General features: G+C 49.1%; 11 protein-coding genes. 3 read left to right on the top strand and 8 right to left on the bottom strand.

Annotation, left to right across the window (positions count from 1 at the left end; translation table 11 throughout):
• Positions 1 to 3 precede the first annotated feature (3 nt).
• From hrpA to N5E87_RS09775, 3 genes are all read right to left on the bottom strand, one after another.
• A complete protein-coding gene (gene hrpA / locus N5E87_RS09785; RefSeq protein WP_279775295.1) occupies positions 4 to 3885 on the bottom strand; it encodes an ATP-dependent RNA helicase HrpA in 3882 nt (1293 codons plus the stop codon).
• A 128-nt stretch (positions 3886 to 4013) separates the two neighbouring features.
• Positions 4014 to 4430 carry a CBS domain-containing protein gene (locus N5E87_RS09780; protein ID WP_011716896.1) on the bottom strand — a complete coding sequence of 139 codons (417 nt, stop codon included), beginning with the start codon at positions 4428 to 4430 and terminating at the stop codon, positions 4014 to 4016.
• A 251-nt stretch (positions 4431 to 4681) separates the two neighbouring features.
• Positions 4682 to 5713, bottom strand: a complete 1032-nt coding sequence (locus tag N5E87_RS09775) for an isoaspartyl peptidase/L-asparaginase (protein WP_086903498.1) — start codon at positions 5711 to 5713, stop codon at positions 4682 to 4684.
• Positions 5714 to 5833: 120 nt separating this feature from the next.
• On the opposite strand from N5E87_RS09775, the gene N5E87_RS09770 reads away from it, so the two are divergent.
• Together N5E87_RS09770 and N5E87_RS09765 are read left to right on the top strand one after the other, a co-directional pair.
• Positions 5834 to 7690 carry an autotransporter assembly complex protein TamA gene (locus N5E87_RS09770; protein WP_279775293.1) on the top strand — a complete coding sequence of 619 codons (1857 nt, stop codon included), beginning with the start codon at positions 5834 to 5836 and terminating at the stop codon, positions 7688 to 7690.
• The gene (locus tag N5E87_RS09765) at positions 7687 to 11973 is read left to right on the top strand and encodes a translocation/assembly module TamB domain-containing protein (protein WP_279775292.1); all 4287 of its coding nucleotides are present in this window, start codon (positions 7687 to 7689) and stop codon (positions 11971 to 11973) included. The genes N5E87_RS09770 and N5E87_RS09765 overlap by 4 nt, the downstream gene beginning before the upstream one ends.
• Positions 11974 to 12077: 104 nt before the next feature.
• Here N5E87_RS09765 and rplY read toward each other — a convergent pair whose 3' ends face one another.
• Positions 12078 to 12365, bottom strand: a complete 288-nt coding sequence (gene rplY / locus N5E87_RS09760; protein WP_011622605.1) for a 50S ribosomal protein L25 — start codon at positions 12363 to 12365, stop codon at positions 12078 to 12080.
• Between the two features lie 312 nt (positions 12366 to 12677).
• Between rplY and N5E87_RS09755 the strand changes: the two genes are divergently transcribed.
• Positions 12678 to 13112: a hypothetical protein gene (locus N5E87_RS09755; protein ID WP_279775291.1), complete on the top strand. Its 435-nt coding sequence runs from the start codon at positions 12678 to 12680 to the stop codon at positions 13110 to 13112.
• On the opposite strand, the gene N5E87_RS09750 is transcribed toward N5E87_RS09755, so the two are convergent.
• The 4 genes from N5E87_RS09750 to N5E87_RS09735 form a co-directional block, all read right to left on the bottom strand.
• Complete coding sequence (locus N5E87_RS09750) at positions 13063 to 13611, bottom strand: DUF882 domain-containing protein (protein ID WP_011622603.1); 549 nt, start codon at positions 13609 to 13611, stop codon at positions 13063 to 13065. The genes N5E87_RS09755 and N5E87_RS09750 overlap by 50 nt on opposite strands.
• 123 nt (positions 13612 to 13734) lie before the next feature.
• Entirely contained in the window at positions 13735 to 15411 is a 1677-nt protein-coding gene (locus N5E87_RS09745; protein WP_279775290.1) for a L,D-transpeptidase family protein, read from the bottom strand.
• A 201-nt stretch (positions 15412 to 15612) separates the two neighbouring features.
• Entirely contained in the window at positions 15613 to 17796 is a 2184-nt protein-coding gene (gene mdoH, locus N5E87_RS09740) for a glucans biosynthesis glucosyltransferase MdoH (RefSeq protein ID WP_249555031.1), read from the bottom strand.
• Positions 17797 to 17819: 23 nt separating this feature from the next.
• Complete coding sequence (locus tag N5E87_RS09735) at positions 17820 to 19457, bottom strand: glucan biosynthesis protein G (RefSeq protein WP_220055417.1); 1638 nt, start codon at positions 19455 to 19457, stop codon at positions 17820 to 17822.
• Positions 19458 to 19610 lie beyond the last annotated feature (153 nt).

The raw sequence follows: 19610 nt of genomic DNA, 5'->3' as shown, positions 1-19610 counted from the left end.
TCATTAACTCAACAGGATATGGTTTAAGATACGCTTCTCTGAGATAGGATAAGCCGTTCCCAGCGCCTGTGCAAAGCAAGACACGCGGTACTCTTCAATCATCCAACGGGCTTCAATCAGTGCAGCTGGTACGGGCTGAGCGCGCGGCACTTTGGCAAGTTGCGCCGCTAAGGCCTCCTGCACTTTAGTGATACTCTGCATATGCAAACGGTCACGGGTCGGATCCACGGGCAACTTATCGATACGGGTTTCAATCGCCTTTAAGTAACGCGCCACATCCGCTAAGCGATTCCAACCACAGGCTTCGACGAATCCCTTGAACACTAATTGGTCTAATTGGCTTTGAATATCACTCATCGCAAAAGCGATATCTAAGCTAATTTTACCCTTAGTCCGCTTTTTAATGCCTTGATAGAGCGTCAAAATCTGCTCCACTTTTAGGGCAATTTGCTCAGCCGTTGGATTCAGCTCTTGGCGTACCCAATCCTTGGCCTGTTCGAACTGAGCGGCATCGCGCACATCCAGTGCCTTTTCATCGAGCAATTGCTGCACAGCTGCGGCAATGATGTCATCAATCAGAATTTGCACTTGGCCAAATGGATTGAAATACATCGCCAGTTTTGCCTTGTTCGGCAGCGCCTGTTGCAGGTGTTTTACTGGCGATGGAATGTTGAGCAACAGCAAGCGACGTAGACCTTGACGATGCGCCGCCTTCGCCTCAAATTCATCATCAAATAATTTGATGGCAACTGAGTCTTTATTATCAATCAGTGCGGGGAATGCCCGCACTTGATAGTTACCCTTACGCTGTTCAAATTGTTTTGGTAAGTCGCCAAAGGACCACTCGGTGAGCGCATCTTTCTCAATGCCTTTATCCGCTACTTGACGAATCGCCTTAGCGACCACGCCCTGTAACTCGGCCTTTAAGGTATCGAGTACCCGCCCCTGTGCGACTAATTTGCCCTTATCGTCCTCAATCTTAAAGTTCATCTGCAAATCCGCGGGCATCTGCGTGACATCAAAATCTTCGGGATTGACGCGCGTGCCACTCATACGCAGCAGCTGTTTGCACATAGCGTCGAGTAAACTGGCGCTAAAGGGCTGCATCGCCTGTACGCAAGCTCGGGCATAATCGGGCGCAGGCACAAAGTTACGTCTTAGTCCCTTAGGCAAAGACTTAATCAGGGCGACGCATTTCTCCTCACGCATCCCCGCCACCAGCCAATCGAAATCCGTATCATCGATTTGATTGAGTAGTGCCACTGGAATATGCACAGAAACGCCATCATCACTCGCCGCAGGATCAAAGTGATAACTCAGTTGCAAGCGAATATTGCCCTTATGCCAAGTGTCGGGGAAATCGAGCGCCGAGATATGATCGGCGCTGCGCTGCATCAATAGTGACTTATTAAAATCGAGTAAATCGGGTTGAGTTCGGCGCGCTTCCTTCCACCAGCTAAAGAACTTAGGCGCGTTATAGATGCCTTCGGGAATGCGCGGCTCGTAAAAGTCCATCAACACTTGTTCATCGACCAAAATATCGCGGCGACGGGACTTGTGCTCGAGCGCTTCGACATCCTCCAATAACTTTTGGTTAGCGATAAAGAAGGCTTCTTTGGTCTGTAATTGCCCTTCGGCAAGCGCGCTACGGATAAAAATTTCCCGCGCTTCAACAGGATTAATCGGCCCGTATTGCACGCGGCGGCGATGTACGACGGTCAAACCGTAAAGCACTTGGTTTTCAAAGGCAATCACACTGCCCTGTTTCGCCTCAAAATGCGGCTCTAGGTGATTCTTTTTAATCAGATGCGCCGCTAACGGCTCGAGCCACTCTGGCTCAATTTTGGCGCAGCAGCGAGCAAACAGCTTAGAGGTTTCGGTAAGCTCCGCCGCCATGATCCATTTCGGGCCTTTTTTCGCCAGCGGTGAACCTGGGAACACAAAAAACTTACGATTGCGCGCGCCTAAGTATTCGTTGTTATTGTCCTTAAAGCCGATATGACTCAGCAAACCCGATAACAACGCACGGTGCAGCGCATCGTAGTTGGCTGGCGTCTCGTTTAAGCGCCACTTTAAATCGTGAACCGCTTGTTTTAGCTGAGTATATAAATCCTGCCATTCACGCACACGCAGATAGGCTAAGTACTCGTCGCGGCATTTTTTACGGAACTGGCTGGCGGATAATTCCTTTTGCTGCTCTTTTAAGTGCTGCCATAGGTTAACCCAACTGACAAAATCTGAATGGGGATCGGCAAAACGGCGATGAGCCTCATCGGACGCCTGCTTTTTATCCATGGGACGCTCGCGGGGATCTTGAATCGACAGACCCGCGGCAATCACTAGTACTTCCTGCAAACAGCCCAGCTGATGACTCTCCACCACCATACGCGCTAAACGCGGATCCACCGGGATCTGCGATAGCTGACGCCCAAGCGGCGTTAACACTATATTGCCCTTCTGCTGCTTAACGGCTTGCAATTCCTCAAGCAGTAAGAAGCCATCGCGAATATGGCGCGGATCGGGCGGCTCAATAAAGGGGAACGCCGCAATATCGCCAAGGCCGATGGCGAGCATCTGCAAAATCACCGAGGCTAAGTTTGTGCGTAGGATTTCGGGGTCGGTAAATGCGGGACGACTGTTAAAATCCGCCTCATCGTATAAACGAATACAAATACCCGGGCCAACACGGCCGCAGCGACCTTGACGCTGATTGGCACTGGCCTGTGAAATGGGCTCGATGGGCAGGCGCTGCACCTTAGTGCGATAACTGTAACGGCTGATCCGCGCTGTGCCTGGGTCAATCACATAACGAATACCAGGGACGGTGAGCGACGTTTCCGCCACGTTAGTGGCAAGCACGATGCGACGCCCAGTATGGCTGCTGAATACCTTGGACTGCTCGCCGTAGGAGAGGCGCGCATATAACGGCAAAATCTCGGTATCGCGGTAATTGCGACGATTAAGCTGCTCGGCAGTATCACGAATTTCACGCTCGCCGTTCATAAAGATCAGAATATCGCCCAAGCCTTCGGCGACTAATTCGTCAACGGCAGCAAAAATCCCTTCGATTTGGTCGAGATCCGCTTCGGTATCTTGCACCAACGGGCGATAACGGGTTTCCACCGGATACGTCCGGCCAGAAACTTCGATAATAGGTGCATTATTGAAATGCTTAGAAAAACGCTCAACATCTATAGTCGCCGAGGTGATGATGATCTTAAGATCGGGGCGTTTTTTCAAAATTTGCTTGAGGTAACCCAAGATAAAATCGATGTTGAGGCTGCGCTCGTGCGCCTCGTCGATGATGATTGTATCGTATTGATCTAAATAGCGGTCCGAGGTGAGCTCCGCCAGTAAAATCCCGTCAGTCATCAGCTTGATATAGGATTCACTCTTTAAGGCATCGGCAAAACGCACCTTAAAGCCCACCACTTCGCCGAGCGGACTTTGTAATTCTTCGGCAACACGTGTCGCCACGCTGCGCGCCGCTAAACGCCGCGGCTGGGTATGACCAATAAAGCCGCGACTACCAAGGCCCAGTTCTAAACAGATTTTGGGGAGCTGAGTGGTTTTACCCGAACCAGTTTCACCCGCAATGATCACCACTTGGTTTTCACTGATGGCTTTAGCGATCTCCTCGCGCATGCCGCTAACGGGCAGATTATCTGGATATTGGATTTTCGGGCGCGCCTTAAGGCGCTGCTCGACCTTTTCGAACGCTGCTTGCGCCTGCTCGGCAAGTTTGGCTAACTCTTGGGTTTTCTTATCAGAATCGGCTTCTTTATTGAGCTTAAATAAACGGCGGCGGATCCGCGAGGCATCACTTTGAAAGCACTGCTTGAGAAAGTCGCTCGATAGCGGATGTTTGTCAGAGTTCAAAACCAAATTCCATTGCTAGCATCGAAAACAGCGATCCTAGCAAGGAACGGAACGTATTGGTACGACTAATTTGGCCTCAAAAGGATGAAAAATAGGCAAATTAATCACCTTTTGAATGGCTTAGCGCTTAGAGCTTAGGCGGGTGCTAAGTAACATTGCTGCATATACACATTCATGGCGCGCAGCACATTGGTGCGGTTAATGGTGCCGACGACTTTACCCTGCTCGACCACGGGATAAATCTTAGGTTTAGAGCCAAGCATTTGCTCTGCTAATTGCAAAATGCTGTCATCGGGACCGACATACAAGACTTCGGTGCGCATACAATCTTTTACCACTGAGGTCATATCACAGTGATAACTGCTCTTTAGCATCACGGCTAAACAATCTTGCTGGGATAAAAAGCCCACTAAATCGCCGTTATCATCCACGACGGCGGCACCCATCTTGTTATTGTCTAACAGTTTTTCAACCGCAGTGGCCAGCGACATATTGGCGCGTAGCAATACGGGTTGACGATCCATATGGTCGCGTATTTTTATTGAATCCATAGCAATCTCCCCAATCTATCCTTTACCAACTCAACTCGGCTTACGCTTTGAGTCTAGTCAAAATCTCGTAAGTGGTAAGCGATTAATATCGATTGGAGTTATCTATTTACTCAGCGGGAAGGAAATTGGGCGGATAAAAACGGTGATTTAGAGGGATAACACTGGGCCTACAAGCGCCATTTTGAAAGGGATGGCTTAGAGATATTGCCCTAGCGCATGTTAAGCACGCGCTAAGGCAATAGGCTGTAACCTTATTGGTCTTGCCAAATCATCACTTGGGCAGGCTCACCATTACTACGGGTAGCGCGGTACATACCTTCGGTATTAAATGGCGTAGCAATATTGCCCCTGTGGTCGACAGCTATCACACCACCAGAGCCGCCAGCGGTGATAAGGCGTTGATTAATCACTTCATCTGCCGCTTGAATAATCGATTTTTGCTGGTATTTCACCTTAGCACAGATATCTCCCGCCACTTGGTAGCGAATAAAAAACTCACCGTGGCCCGTGGCCGACACAGCGCAAACGCCGTTTTCGGCATAGGTGCCAGCCCCAATCACGGGCGAGTCACCAATGCGACCAAAGCGCTTGGCCGTCATACCGCCAGTCGAAGTACCGGCCGCTAGGTTGCCGTTTTTATCTAAAGCGACAGCACCAACGGTACCAAATTTATAATCGAGATCTTTCATCTCTATACCCGCAATTTGATCTGATTTTTCAGCCGCCTGCAGTTTTTGTCTGGCATCGAGTAATTGTTGATAACGGGCATCGCTATCGAAATGGCTGTTAGGTACCAGTTTAAAACCTTGGGTTAAGGCAAACTCCTCGGCGCCTGCGCCCGACAGCATGACATGCTCAGACTTATTCATCACGGCTAAGGCCAAATCGATGGGATTAGCGATATGGCGCACGCCTGCTACGGCGCCCGCATTCATGGTTTTACCATCCATAATCGACGCATCTAACTCGTGGCCGCCATCATAGGTGTAAACCGAACCGACACCGGCGTTAAACAGCGGGCTGTTTTCTAATACATTGATAGCGGTTTGCACCGCAACTAAGCTATCACCGCCCTGCTCGAGCACTTTTGAGCCTTTATCGACGGCCTCTTTAAGCTTGTCTTTATAGGCCTGACGCAGCTCTGGCGTGAGGTTGGCCTTAGAAATCGTGCCAGCGCCACCGTGGATCGCAATGGCAAAAGGTTTTTCATTCGCTTGGGTATTTTGTGACATAAAAAGTGCACTCGAGAGAATTAAACTAAAGGTGGCTAATTTTATTTTCATTATTTACATCCCCTTAAACAGTAACGTCCTTTGTAACCATTTCAATGACTAATTTCAATCATCTCCTTGCCTGTTGCGGCTATTCTGGCGACAATGAACTCACATCACAGGGATTATAAAGTGCAGCGATACTTGCAAATAACGTCATTATCTTTTCGTCTTCATTTGCTACTTGGCCTGAGTTTAGTGACATCGGGGGCGATGGCCGCCGATAACTTGTTAACGCTTTCAGTGAACGGGGTCGACGAAGCCCTAAAGCGTAATATTCTCGCCCACTTAGGTGCTATGCCCGACTCCGAAGTGCAGCGCCGAGCCTTCTTATTTAACGTGGAAGACAATGTCTCCACCGCCCTCGAGTCCATGGGCTATTACCATGGCGAAGTGGAAGAACAGTTAGTCGAAAAAGAAAAAGGCCCGTGGGAATTAAAGCTCACGGTCAAAGCAGGCGAACCGGTAAAAATCCAATGGGTTGATATTAATTTCTCTGGTGAGATGCTCGACGATCGCGCCTTCGATAAGTGGCTTGCGGAGGTGAATATCAAGCCTGGGGATACGCTCAACCATGGGGTGTATTCCGATGTAAAATCCCAACTGGTGACGCTTGCCTTGGCAAGGGGGTATTTCGATGGCGAATTCATCGAGTCGCAAATCAAAATCAACCGCGATTTAAACACGGCGCAAATTAGCCTGCATTTTAACTCAGGCGCACGTTACCATTTTGGACAAGTGAGCTTTGAAGGCCATACCTTAGAGCCGGATATTCTCACTAAGCTTATCCCCTTCAAAGTAGATGCCGCCTATTCGACCCGTCGGGTCAGCGCTCTAAATCGCCAATTGTTGGATACGGGCTATTTCGCCAATATCAAGGTCATACCGCAGATCGATCAGGCAAAGGATAACCAGTTGCCCGTCAAGGTGGAGCTCACCAATAAGGCCAGCCACTCGATTGAATTAGGTCTCGGTGGCGACATAGGCCAAAGCGCAGATAAAACCTTCGATCCGCGAGTACGGGTCACTTGGCGTACGCCACAAATTAATAAATACGGTCACTCCCAAGAAACCAGTTTGGAGTGGTCGCCTGACAGACCTAAGTTTTTAACCACTTATACGATTCCGCTGACTCACCCCTTAGACGATCAACTGAAAATTCGCCTAGGCTTACTGCGGGATAAATACGGGGTGACCCAGATTTACGAACCCGAGAACCGCGATTTTCGTAACACAGGCCAATTGGAGTCGACTAAGTATTTGCTCGGGCTACTCAGGCAGCAACGCTTAGATAATCAATGGCTGATGACCTATTCCCTCGATGCGATTCGCGAGGAATATACTCAGTCCGATACCGATTACAGCCCCAGTTTTTATCTGGCAGGAATTAACTTTTCTAAAACGACCCGTGGGGATAACTCACTCGATCCCAAGTCTGGTTTCAGGCAAATGTATAGCCTAGATTATGCCGATCCTTATCTTGGCTCCGAGACACGCCTTGCCCGCTTACAGGCCAAGTTTAAGTGGATTGACACCTTTTTTGATAACCACAGAATCGTGGCGCGTATGGATCTCGCCGCCAACCTAGCCAATGAAAATGAGCTGGCCTTTATCCCACCATCACTGCGCTATTTTGCCGGTGGCGACCAAACCATACGTGGTTATGGCTACCAAGAACTTGGGCCTTATCTCGATTACATCGATGCCGATGGTAAAGTCAATCGTGAAGTTATCGGTGGTCGCTATCTCATGGTCGGCAGTTTGGAATATCAATATTACGTCACCCCGACTTGGCGTGTTGCCACCTTTGTGGATGCGGGTAACGCCTTTGATAACAATCAGTTTGAACCCGTAGTCTCAGTGGGTGGTGGTATCCATTGGATCTCCCCCATTGGCCCAATTAAGTTAGATTTAGGGGTTGGTTTGAAAGAGACAGACACCATTGACCGTTCATGGCGCATTCACTTAACCATGGGGACAGAGCTATGAGCAAGCCCCCTATTCATGAGTCTAATGCAACAGCTCAGCAAGAGAATCAACCCCCAGAGCAATTGTCTTTGGAACAAAATCCAACGTGCGTGCAGCCCAAAACACTTAAGCTGCGCATTTGGCAAATATTTAAACTCTGCACACGGATTATTGTTTACGTTCCCTTGAGTCTTTTGGTGTTAACTGCATTACTGCTAGGGACTGAAATTGGCTCGGGGATAACTGTGGGTTTAGCCGATAAGTTTGTGCCCGATCTGGCGCTCACCTACACCTCGGGCTCGTTAAATAAAGATCTCACCTTAGCCCACGCCAGTTGGTCGATGGATGGGATTAAGGTCGAGCTCAAGGATTTACATTTGGCATGGCAACCCACTTGTCTGCTACAAAAGCAGCTGTGCGTGAATGCCTTAACGGCGAGCCAAATCGATGTCAATATCGATACCGAGGCCTTAAGCTCAGGTTCCACTGAAGCCGACGTTACCCCCGAAAATGATCAGCCGAGTGAACTGGTTCTGCCCTTTGGCATAAAGCTCGACAGCGCCGAACTGAATAACATCAATATTGCGGTCGATAAGATGCGCTTTTCGGCAAATCATATTCAGACCGCCGCTACTTGGTTTGCCGAAGGACTGACGGTCGAGCAGCTTAGCAGTGAAGGCTTGGCTGTATTAATTCCTACCGACGACAGCCCTGCGCCAGACACACTGGCCACAGATCCTCAAGTCGATAGCACACAAGTCACTGACACCAAGGCAGCCGAGACAGCTGCAGCGGCAAAAACCCTGACCGCAGCGGCGACAACTCAGCCTGAGACCGAAAAATCAGCAACCATAGCGGCGACAGCAAGTGCTAAAGCTTCAGCGGACAAGCCCAGTGTCGAAAAGAAACCTTCTACGGAAACTGCCGCAAATCCTCAAGCGGATAAACAAACGGATGAAAACGCCGATAAGCAAGCATCTACAGAGGAATGGGCACTTGCCCATTTACCACAGGTTTTTATGCCTTTCCCGGTGGATGTCAAGCACCTCAGTTTAGACAACAGCCGTTTACAGATTGGTCCGCGTGAAGATCTGTTTAGCCATATCGAGCTTCAAGGCCAATTTGCCAAGTATCAGTTAACCCTAGAAAAACTGCTGCTTGCCCATAGTTATGGCGAAGTATCTGTGGTGGGTCAACTCGCCCTCGAACAGGACTATCCGCTCGCACTTGAGGTTCAGGCCAATGTCACTCAGGTTGCCGAGTTGCCAGAACTGACCCATCAACAATTAAGCCTAACCCTTAGCCAAAGTGTCGGACAGCTGGGGATCCACGCCCTTGCCAAAGGGGATGTGGATTTTAGTCTCAATGGACAATTGACCCTCAAAGATCCCACGCTGCCCTACAAGGTCAAACTGGAAAAAGTCCGCGCACAGTGGCCGCTGCAACATGCCGAGTATCTCGTCAGCGATCTCAACCTCGACAGCCAAGGCTCACTCACTCAACAAGCGGCGACGCTCAATGGAAATGTCACCACACCTTTCCACAAAGTCTTAGCCATCAGCAGTGAACTCCATCATCAGAATGCAAAGCTCGATATTAAGCAGTTTAGTGCGAAGGGCGAGCTAGGTTCGGTCGACGTGACGGGTGAGCTAGATTACGCTAAGGCGATCACTTGGAAAGCCAAGGTATTACTCGATAACCTGAAATTACAGGAAATCACTCTGCCGGAAACCACGCAGACACCTGAAACGACAGCTAAAAAGGATTCTAAAGCGCCGAGCACAAATACCAATAAGTCGGCGCCTGCCACAACAAATGCTCCAGCTCCAACAACAGCTGCTGCAACTACAGCAACAAGTGCAACAAGTGCAACAAGTGCAACAAGTGCAACAAGCAGCCTGCCAAACAGTTTAATCTCGGGCCAATTACAGACCACGGGGCGCTTGTTAGATAAGCAGTGGCAAGTGGCTCTAACGGACACACAGCTATCGGGCACGATGCAGGGGTATCCGTTTGATATCACAGCCGATGTCAGCATCAACGATAAACTGTATATCAGCGCTAAAGGCGTCAATGCCAAGGTACTGGGTTCCACCTTAACCCTAGCGGGCGAAACCAACAAAACCTGGAATCTCGAGGGCAAACTACAAGTCCCCGATTTCGGTTTATGGCTACCCCAAGCCAGTGGCCAATTGCAGGCCGATATCAATGTCACAGGGGATGAAAAACATCCACAAGTAGAGTTAACCGCGCAACTGGTCGATCTGGTGCATCAAAATATTAAGCTCAGGGAGTCAACACTCAAGGCTTACTATAAGCCTTTGGATGCCCATGAGTTTGCCCTATCACTCAAGTCCAAGGCGCTGCAACTCGGCTCACAGAGTTTAGATACAGTGACTTTAGGCAGTAAGGGCGATATTCAAAACCAAAAACTCACCCTCAGCGCCTCAGGGGATTTAGGACTCGAGCTTGGCGTCACTAGCCAATACGATATGAAAAAATCCCAACTGCAAGCGCAGGTAAATAAAATCAACTTGGCCACCCCCGTCGGACGCTGGGAGATTGATAAGGATATTCTTGTCGCCTGGGATCAAAATAAGTCCAAAGGCAATATTAGCCCCTTCTGTCTGGTCAACCCCAACAGTAAGGTTTGCCTCGATAATCAAGTGACCATTGGCAAAACTGGCGAGGCTCAGCTCAGCTATGCGGGTAATCTAGGTAAGCTGTTAGTGCCTGTATTACCAAACAATATGCAGTGGGATGGCGGTTCTTCACTGTTGGCAAACTTTGCCTGGGCGGCGGGACGTAAACCCACGGCCAATGTCGACTTTAATTTTACGCCCGGTAGCATCAAGCTTAAACGGGCCAAAAACCGTGAAGTCACCATTAATTATCAACAGCTTGATTTTAAAGCTAACTTAGATGCTAAACGACTCCTCTCATCGATTAGCTTTGAATCGGAAGATGTCGCCAGCTGGCAGAGTGAGCTCACAGTTAACGTGACGCCAGACAGAACCTTGTCGGGTTATGCCAATATCAAGCAAATTAACCTGCAACCCTTGGGCGAGTTTTTCCCGCAGCTCAATACCCTCGAAGGTTTGTTGACCAGCAGATTAAACTTTGCCGGCACCTTGGATGCCCCAGAAGTATCGGGCAATGTGTCCCTGACTCAAGGCGCCCTCGCATTGACGGCCAACCCGACGCTTATCAATAAAATCGACATGTCGATGGAGTTGGGCGGCCAACAGGCATCCCTCAAAGGCCGCTGGATGATGGGCAATGGTTTAGGCCGAGTCACGGGCGATATGCGTTGGCCTCAAGGTCAATTTAGTGGCGAGCTTGCAATAAAGGGCGACAAACTAGCCGTGATCCAACCGCCACTCGCGTTGCTTGATGTTTCGCCCGATCTCACCATCGCCTTTAGTAGTCAACAGCTCGAACTCAAAGGGGTTGTCGATGTGCCTTCCGGTAATATCAAAATCGTCCAGCTCGCCGAGGGCGGTGTTGCCCTGTCGGAAGATGTGGTCTTCGATGATTCAATTGCCGCGGCGCAACCGAAAGCCAGTCCCTATGCCATAGTGGCGGATCTAAACATTAATGTCGGTAACGACTTAAAAGTAGATGGCATGGGCCTTAAAGGTAAGCTGCAAGGAACCTTAAAACTGCAGCAACAGGCGTTCCGCCCACCATTGCTGTTTGGCGATATTAAAGTCAAACAAGGCAGCTATAAGTTTATGGGGCAAACCCTGAAAATCCGTACCGGTGAGGTGCAGTTTGTCGGCCCGACATCCGTGCCTAACTTAAATATCGAAGCGATTCGTGAAATTAAAAGTGAAGATCTGGTCGCGGGCGTACGTGTCACAGGAACGCCTGCCCGTCCGGTGGTGACCCTGTTCTCTAACCCTGCTAAGGAGCAAGCGGAGATCCTGTCTTACATTATCAAAGGCAGCGGCTTTAACAGCAGCAATAACGAGCAGAACAATTCGCTGATGATGGGTGCGGCACTGGGCTTGGGTTCACAAGTCGGCGGCGGTGGCGCTATCAATAACATTGGCAGTACCGCCACGGGGATTATTGAAGAGTTTGGCTTCTCGAACGTACAACTGGACACCAACGATGAGGGCCGCGTGGCGTTCAGTGGCTTTATCGGTGATAACCTGATGGTGAAATATGGCGTCGGGGTATTTAACCCAGGGTATGAGATGACGGTCAGGTACTATTTGTTATCGCAACTCTATCTGGAAACGGTATCAGGCACCTTAGGCCAATCCCTCGATATCTATTACAACTTCAATATCAAGTGATGCTCCCCCGCGTAGCCATGTTACGCGGGGATTCTTATCTTTTTCGTTAAAAAACAGCCACAAAAAAAGCGCCCTATAGGCGCTTTTTTGCTTCAATCACGCGATTAAGCGTAAACGAAGTCAACGTGCTCGATCATTGGCTTGAACGCGTGACGTTGCATAGCTTGTGCACGAACACCTACTTCTTTGCCATCTAAAACGATAGTCACAACAGAAGTGTAGAAGTCTTCGTTAGTTTGAATGTTGATGATGTCTTTGTGATCAAAAACAATAGAAACTGGCTCTTTGCCTGCGCCGTAGATAACTGCAGGAACTTTACCTGCATGACGTAGGCGGCGGCTCGAACCTTTCCCTATTTCAGTGCGGGTTTGTGCTTGGATAGTGTAAGACATGTGTTTCTCACTTAAATTTAGAGTAAAAACCGTCACCATTTTCGACCAATGGTGACTCATATAAAGCGCGCGCATACTAACACAGTTACTCGGCAGGTACAAGAACAGCCCCACTCTTAAACCTGAATGATACCGAGCGGCTATCGTTATAAATCACAAAGAGTATTTATTGAATTGGAAAACTTGTTTGTAGCCTGTTACATAGCCGAAGCGGCTTTGATCTGAATCAAAAAACACGCGATCTTGATCACACTTAAGCCTGTCTATGCCTGCTAAGCTCGGGCAAATTTTGTCACTTCAGTCTTGTCAAACATGCGTCACGAGCTGTATTTATTGCAACAAGAAAATCGTCTTTCATGCCAATTAGCCCGTGAACTCGTCTCACTTATCGAAACTGTACCCTATCAGCAGACCACAATTGAATTGAAACTGTTAGAGCTGCTCGCCTGCACTCAACAAAAAAATCGCAGTTTGCTGATGTTGATGCAGCTTTGTGAATCATCCGCCGTTGAAGGCCAACGACTCAGGCAATTTAAGTTTTCACAGTGCCTCAATCAGCATGTGAACGACTGGCAACAACATCGGGAAATGAACAAGCTTGGGCAACTCTTTTTGCCGCTGTTAAAACATTATTTGCAGGATATTCAAGCACTCGAGCTGCAGTTTTATCAGCAGCTCTCAGTGCAAAACGATAAGGCTACCAGTGGCGGACTGGGCCACAGTCAACATGCACAAAGCCCGACTTAGGGTAATAGCCCACCCCTCCTAATTTAAGCGATAACGCCGCATCACGAAGGGTTTTTAGGTTCACGCCCGGGATAGCGATGTCCATTGCCATGCCTTGCATATGATAACTTTTCTTTGCCACCCCACTGCTCTTACCCGCCAACATGGCGTTGGTCTTAGGCGAACGATAGCCTGAAATCACATGGATCTCGTTCTCGGTATTGAGGGTGCTCTTAAGGGTGTAAAGCAGATCGAATAAGCGTTTATCCATGGGCGCCGCCACATTTTGGCGATGGTCCCGCAGCAAATGACTAAAATCATTCAACACTTCGCTCTGATAATGGCCGTCAATCCAATAACTGCCATTGTTATGCTCGCCCGTGTGGCGATTATAGAGGCTGAGATCGCGAACCCCTTTAGTCGACCGACTTGCAAACGCTTTAGAAGGAATTAAAGAACACAATGCCACACCACTGAGGCCTAACAACAACTGCCTACGGGCAGGACAAAGTAACGTCACATCATCACCTTTTGTTCGTTTTTTGGACACTAAAACCGCAAATTATACTGAATCGCCATTCAGATCAAGCCTTGACTGGCTCGCAAGATTTCAGATTTCAAAATCTCTTAAAAGTTCAGGTCGTTATAGAATGTAAAAAATTGCTGCAGGTACCGCTAGGGTAAACTCAGCCTCTAGCTGATAAATATCATTGCGATATTGAATTTGCCCAGCATCATCAAGCCATGCTGTCCAATAAACCGTGTAAACCGGCATGGTATCTGACAACGCAAACCATTGGGATTGAGTGGTATTAGGCGCTAATTTGTCCCAAAGACGCGTATCTTTAACTAAGTGAGTCTGAAACCAGCGGGCCAGCTCCTCGACCTTTTCAACCCGAATACAACCCGATGATAAGGCTCTATCGGTCTTTTTAAAGAGACTTGGCTCAGAAGTTCCGTGCAAATACACGCTAAAACTGTTGTCGAAATGAAATTTATATCGACCTAAGGCGTTTTTCGCCCCGGGGCGCTGCACTAAGCGATAGGGAAAATGGCTGGACGCCAACTCTTGCCACTCCTGCGGCGAATGCTCGACTCGCGCGCCGTCATAGTCGTAAACATCAAACCCGCGATCCTGCAGGTAATGACCATCTTGGCGTATATGGGGCAAAATATCGCGCCGCACAATGGTGCGTGGCACTCGCCACTGTGGATTGAGCACCACGCTGGAGATATGACTACTTAACAGCGGTGTTGGCCGCGATGCTTTGCCCACTATCACTTTTGAATTAAGAATGACCTTCCCCGCTTCGACGAACTGCAATTCAAATGCCGGGATATTTATCACCAGATAGCTTGCAGGTAAGGTGCGCGTAAAAATCAGCTGCCTAAGAGTATTTTTGGCCAACAGCTTTGCCCGAGCATAGGGAGATTGATTAAGCCAATACAGGGTTTGCTTACCTATCACCCCATCCGCCTGTAAGCCATGTTGGGTTTGAAAGTTTTTGATCGCGCGAACCAGTTCATCATCATAACGCAGGGGATTGTTATCAATTGCAGCCAGTTCCTGTAGTACGACTGATCCAGCAGGAGTTGTTGCGTCTGGTGAAATGGTGTCTGCCTTAATGACTGGCTCAGATCCTAGTTCAGATACTGGCAAAACGACTTTATCGGCTACTGGCTCTGAAGCTGCGCTATGCATATTTTCTAGAAAACCTAATAGGAAAAGACGCTGCGCAATCGGCGCGATGAGCGGACTCTCTTGTCCTGGACTGAGTTTATCTTCGAGGATAAGCATCTCCCACGTAGAGGATTCCGCTAACGCCATTAATTGCTTCAGCTTGAGGACCACAGCGCGAAAATACGCATCCTTTGGTAGCAGTGTTGCCGATGAGCATGGCGTCATGCATTCAGCTTGGGCATCAAGATACTGCCAATAGTTATCCAGTTGTAGCTGCATTTGCTGAAGCTTCACCTGCTCCTCATTATCCAGCGCCCTCTGCCGCCACTGGATCAATTGCTGATAATTGGCGCTAAAAACTGGGCTCACATCGGCAAGACTCAAGAGTAAGGTTTGCCCTAGGATTTGCTCAACTGCAGTGTCAGGGTCGGCGACTTCAGAGGAAAGTGCATCAGCTAGCAGCTCACCAGTTTGTGGTTCAACACTTAAAGGTGCAGTGACTGGAGGTTCAGCAGCATAGGATTCAATGACCACAAGGGAAAGTCCCATCAGCAATGTGCTAAGTGGCCAGCGCTTAACTGAACTCCAACTGCGTTTTCGTTTGTTAGGATTTGGCGTTAATCGACTCACAGGCATCATAAACATCCCCTGTAATTGCAGATACTGAGCTGATATACCGCGAATGTTGACATCAACACTCAATTCACCAGTAATCTGTATTCACTATAGCTGAAGCCGTTAACGAAATGCAGGCAGCAAAGGGATAAAACAAAAATGCCACTGATAGGCATCAGTGGCATTTCATCGAGTTAGCGAAATAACGCTAGGTTGAAGTTCGCACTAGCAGAAAGACACTAAGTCTTCCGGCACAAACTGCTCTGGCAGTTTTTGTAAACTTCGCAGCATCAGCGGATTAGCCAGCACCAGCGCCATCTCCTGACGGTTAAATAACGCCAAGGCACTCTGTTGGCACTGCGCTTCATGCACTTTTACGTGCACAATAGCTTCAACCGGTTCAATGGGTGTACCCGCCGCACGCAGTGGCTGCTTATCAACCATAGCTAAATGCAGTTCCATTAACGCTGGATCTTTTAACACTTGCGCTAATGTCCAAGGCTGCTCGATATGCGCCTGATAAGCGGCACGTGCCTCTTGAGCACGAATACAGATAGGCGCAGGATTACGCTCCTCTGGCGTGGCCAAAATGCCAATGCGTTTAAAGAACTCACCAATTTTGATTGACCCCGTCCACGCCGAAATCGGCACGGCCAACCAAAGACCAATCAAGGCGGGGCTCATCCACGCGAGCAATGTTAAGGAGTCCAAAATGGCCGCATAACCTAACATCACGCCCGCCAGCATATGCCAGCGGTGGCGATAGATCAGAGTTAACCAAGGCATGCTGCCATCGTCACGGCGCTGTGGAGACCAACCACTGTCACGTCCCATCAGAATCGACATCACCGCGCCGCAGTGGATAAACATCATAATAGGTGCGATCAGTGCAGAGAGGATGACCTCAAATATCACACTGAAAATCGCCTTGATGCGACCACCGACACTGCGGGCAAAGTTGCCATCTTTTAACAGCAATAGCACGCCGAAAATCTTAGGTCCAAACAACACGCCCATAGTGATATAGAACAATCTCAATGCCCTGTCCGAGTCCATGATTGGCCATGTCGGGAACAGCGAGAATTGGTCGGTAAAATACTCTGGACGAATAAAGTGTGCCTGCAAGGCGAGCATCAAACCGGTTAAAATCAATAACAACCAGAATGGCGATGACAGATACGCCATAATGCCCGTCATTAAGTGTAAACGGCTAACCCAGTGCAAGCCTTTGGTCGGCAGGATACGGGAATGCTGTAAGTTACCTTGACACCAACGGCGATCGCGCACGGCTAAATCGACAATCGATGGTGGACATTCTTCATAAGAGCCAGGTAAGTCGTAGGCAATCACCACACTCCAGCCCGCACGGCGAATAAGCGCCGCTTCGACAAAGTCATGGCTTAGAATATGACCACCAAATGGCGGTTTACCCTTAAGGTTTGGCAGACCTGCCGCGCCCATAAAGGCTTCGGTACGAATAATGGCGTTATGGCCCCAGAAGTTACCTTCTTTTTGTACCCACCAACCTAGACCCGTACCAATCACAGGACCATAAATACGCGCCGCAAACTGTTGCAGACGCGCCATTAAGGTGGTGCCATTGATGAGCGAAGGAATGGTTTGGATAAGTCCGGCGTCAGGATCGGCCTGCATACGTTGTGCTAAGCCAGTGATGGTTGATGACTCCATCAAACTATCAGCGTCGAGCACCAATAAATGATCGTAACGAGAGCCCCAACGGCGGCAGAAATCCGCCACGTTACCCGCTTTACGCGCCACGTTCTTACGACGACGGCGGTAATACACGCGAGAATGTTTATGGGTTTCTTGGCGCAGTACTAAAAACGCCTGCTCTTCTAATAGGGCGATTTCAGGATCTGTGGTATCACTTAAGATAAACCAATCGAACGCATGACCATGCCCTGTTTGCGACAAGGCTTCCGCCATCACAGATACCGCAGAGAACACCCTATCAGGCGACTCGTTATAGGTGGGCATCAAAATCGCGGTGCGGGTATGTAGCTCAGTCTGGTCAAGCTCGTTTGGCTTGGGCTTTTTCAGCAACATGAAGAAGCCTGCAATACCACTACAAAACGCCAAGGCAATCCAGCAGAAGTTAATCGCAAACAGTACCAACATCAGATATTCGAGGGGAGTGATCCCGCCGATACTGAACACAGCGCCCATTTCGTAGATTGCAAACGCAGACAGTGCCAGTGCGCCGCCTACGACAAAAAATCGACGGGAGACCTTCGAGCGCACGCCGTTAGCCACTGTGCTACGGCGTGGGAAGCCTTCAGGCATTTTGCTTAAGCTTTGGGGTTCCATCGCGCCAGGCCTTTCATTAGGCATGGCGCTACCACCCACGAGCACTTCAGTCTCAAGAACCGAATTCTCGGATACAGTCATATTATGTTGCTCCGTCATGGACCTTAAAGCGTCCAGCGATAGAGCCAGGTTTCAACCTGACGCGGTGTTGAGAACTTGAGTTCGGCACGTAATTCGATAAGTTCCTTATCTTCTGGCTCCAACTCAAACGCGAGGCGATAACCATTGTTAGCCGCGTTACGCGCAATAACCACATTTGAAATCACCCCACCGGAAGACTCAACCTTCGCGAGTGGTAATTCATCGGGCATGGCGCCGTTAAGATGATAATCCACGACAAACAAACGTCTTGGGGTCGCTTTTGCGATGTCGGCACGACCACTGGCAGTACGACTCACCACGACAGAATTGGTTTTCGCCGCTGGTTCCTCGCCCCAGCTCATACGGTAAGCAAAATGATACTCGCTGCCCGCAGGAATAGGCTGACGCGGCTTCCAGAAGCTCACGATGTTATCATGAATTTCTGATTCTGTTGGAATTTCTGTCAGAACGACCGCACCTTGTCCCCAGTTACCCACAGGTTCAATCCACAGACTTGGGCGACGCTCGTAGTGGGCTTCGAGATCTTGATAAGACGCGTAATTACGTTCACGTTGGATTAAACCAAAGCCCTGTGGCGAGTTGTCGGCAAACGCGCTCACCTGTAATTGGCGTGGGTTAGCCAGTGGGCGCCAGAGGTGCTCACCGCGGCCGTTGAACATTAACAAACCGTCTGAATCGTGAACTTCGGGTCTAAAGTCGTCGGTATCGTGGCGGCCATTGAGTGAATGTAAAAACATACTAGTGCTAGGCGCAAGTCCCACTTTGCTGAGTTCGACGCGAGGGAATAAGGTCGCTTCGACGTCGATCTGGGTGTTGTCACCAGGACGCACAGAGAAGCGATACGCGCCCGCAACACTTGGGCTATCCAGCAGTGCATGCACCACAATTAGGTTGCTGTCGTAGGAAGGACGTTCAACCCAAAATGCGCGGAAAATCGGGAACTCTTCCCCTTCTGGATCGGCAGTTTTTAATGCCAAACCACGGGCAGATAAGCCATAGGAATTACCTTTACCTAAGGCACGGAAATAACTCGCGCCTTGGAACACCATCAACTCGTCATACACACCGTTGGTGTTTAACTGGTTATGAATGCGAAAGCCTGAGTAACCAATGTCATCATTTGGCAATGCTTGGCTGATAACTTCACCGGCAGTGAAATACTTAGGCTCGTAGGCTAAGTGAGTCGATTGGTTCGCTTCAACGATGGCAATTTCGATCAAATCTTGGAAATAGAAGCCACGGTGAAACATTTGCATTTGAAATGGTAAACCTTGATCGCGCCAAATGGACGAAATCGGGTTAAAGCGAATGTCGCGGTATTCATCGTAGGTTAACTTGGCGAGGCCTGCTGGCAGCGGATCCTTTAACGCCACATAGGGCTTAGAAGCCAGCTTACGTGCCAGTTTCATTACAGAATCGCCATCAAAGGTGCCCGTTTTTGTAAATCTCACTTGATTTTTGTTCGCCGGCTGAGCCGTCGCCTTAGGTGGACTCACCACAGGTGTGGCGGGTTTGTTTTCAGCAGGCTTTGTCTCTTCAGCAAATGCCGTGCTCGACAGCGCAAATGCTGCGCTAAGCGCCAGTGAGCAAATGAGTGAAGAAGAAGGTTTAAACGATTGGCAACGCAACAAGCTAACCATAGGATAGGTAACCTAAAAATAAACTAAGAAATCAACGTTTTTTGTGTGCACAGTGAAATTTTTTTACCGCTGTTTGAACGAAAAAAAACACAGGCTGTTACATATCGCGAAAGATATCAGAAGGAGTAAAAAACTCATAAATAAAGATGCAGT

Origin of the sequence: Shewanella sp. GD03713 (assembly GCF_029843705.1) — a bacterium.
In the GTDB taxonomy this organism is placed as follows: domain Bacteria; phylum Pseudomonadota; class Gammaproteobacteria; order Enterobacterales; family Shewanellaceae; genus Shewanella.
The sequence above is the reverse complement of the archived record's forward strand: the minus strand, read 5'-3'. Positions and strand labels throughout refer to the sequence as shown.